Consider the following 1,732-nt stretch of genomic DNA (forward strand, 5'->3'; position numbering starts at 1 on the left):
GGGCCGGTGGAGGTGGGGCGGGATGAACCGGAATCCGGACGCCGAGGTCCGCAACCCGTACCTCGGGGGGCTCTACGCCCCCGTGACGGACGAGACGACCGCCTTCGACCTGCCCGTGACCGGCCGGCTGCCCGAGGCGCTGCGCGGCCGCTATCTGCGCAACGGCCCCAACCCCGTGGACGTCGCCGACCCGGCCGGCTACCACTGGTTCGGCGGCGAGGGCATGATCCACGGCGTCCGGCTGCGCGACGGCCGCGCCGAGTGGTACCGCAACCGCTGGATACGCTCCGACGACGTCGCCGGGCGGCTCGGCGAGAAGCTGCTGCACGGGCCGCGCCACCGGGGCCTGGACTTCGCGCCCAACACCCACGTCCTGCACTTCGCCGGGCACTGCCTCGCCCTCGTCGAGGGCGGGTCGCTCCCCTACGAGCTGGACCCCGAGCTCCATACGATCGGCCCGTTCGACTTCCACGGCACCCTGCCGGGCGGCTTCTCCGCGCACCCGGTGACCGACCCGCGCTCCGGCGAGCTCCACGCGGTGGCGTACTGCCTGGACCGGCCGTACGCGCAGTACCTCGTCGCCGGGCGGGACGGCCGGGTGCGCCGGCATGTCGAGGTCCCCGTCGCGGGCTCCCCGATGATGCACGCCTTCTCGCTCACCGAGCGGTACGTGCTGCTGTACGACCTGCCGGTGGTCTTCGGGCGGGACCCGCGCGACGGCGGCCCCCATCCGCGCTGGGACCCGGACCGGCCGGCCCGGCTCGGGGTCCTGCCGCGCGACGGCGGGGCGGCGGAGACGCGCTGGCTGGAGATCGAGCCGTGCTTCGTCTTCCACCCCATGAACGCGTACCAGCGCGAGGACGGTCTGATCACCGTCCATCTCGTCATCTACGAACGGTACTTCGACCGGGGGCGGCCGCTGCCCGGCGAGCACCTCGCCCATCTGGAGCGCTGGACCGTCGACCCCGCCGCGGGCACCGTGCGCCGACTCCCGCTGGACGACCGGCCGGTGGAGTACCCGCGCGTCGACCCGCGCCGGCTCACCGTCCCCCACCGCTTCGGCTACGTCATGCGGGAGCGGACGGAAGGACGGGACACCGCACTCATCAAATACGACCTACTGCGCGGTACGAGCGAGGAGTTCGAGGTGCCGGCGGGCGGCGACGTGGGCGAGGGGGTGTTCGTCCCGGCCGCGCCCGGGGCGGCGGAGGACGAGGGCTGGGTGCTGGCGTACGCGTACGACCCGGAACGCGGGGCAGGCGATCTGGTGGTGCTGGCGGCCCAGGACCTCACGGCCGGCCCGGTGGCCCGGGTGCACCTTCCGGTACGGGTGCCGCTGGGTTTTCACGGCAGCTGGATCCCGGACTGCCCATGACACGGGCCATGGCGTGTCGGGTGTGAACGTACTGGACCGGACTTGACAGCTAGCCTTACGTAGTCGTCAAGCATGCGGACTTTTACGAGCAGTACGGACATATTTCTCCCCTCCCGGCACCACTCGCACCCCGAGACACACGAAGGGCATCTCCCCATGGGCATTCGGAGTCTGCTGCGGAACGCGTTCGGCCGCGCCAAGGCCGCCGGACGCGACGAACCGAGCCTCCCCCAGCAGAACGCGGGCCCCGACCAGACGGCGAACGCCGTGTCCGTTCCGGCCCAGCCGACCGCCGAGACCGCCGACCGCGCCGGCTCGACCGTTCCCGACCCCGGCCCGCTCGGCCCCATCCCCACC

General features: G+C 72.9%; 1 protein-coding gene and 1 pseudogene. Both read left to right on the plus strand.

Annotated features, from left to right (window positions below; all coding sequences use genetic code 11):
• The first annotated feature begins 22 nt into the window (after positions 1 to 22).
• Entirely contained in the window at positions 23 to 1,375 is a 1,353-nt protein-coding gene (locus K6I33_RS34785; protein WP_229358791.1) for a carotenoid oxygenase family protein, read from the plus strand.
• A gap of 156 nt (positions 1,376 to 1,531) precedes the next feature.
• A pseudogene (locus K6I33_RS34790) lies at positions 1,532 to 1,732 on the plus strand (toxic cation resistance protein); the annotation flags it as partial.

Source organism: Streptomyces sp. UNOB3_S3 (assembly GCF_020740895.1).
Taxonomy (GTDB): domain Bacteria; phylum Actinomycetota; class Actinomycetes; order Streptomycetales; family Streptomycetaceae; genus Streptomyces.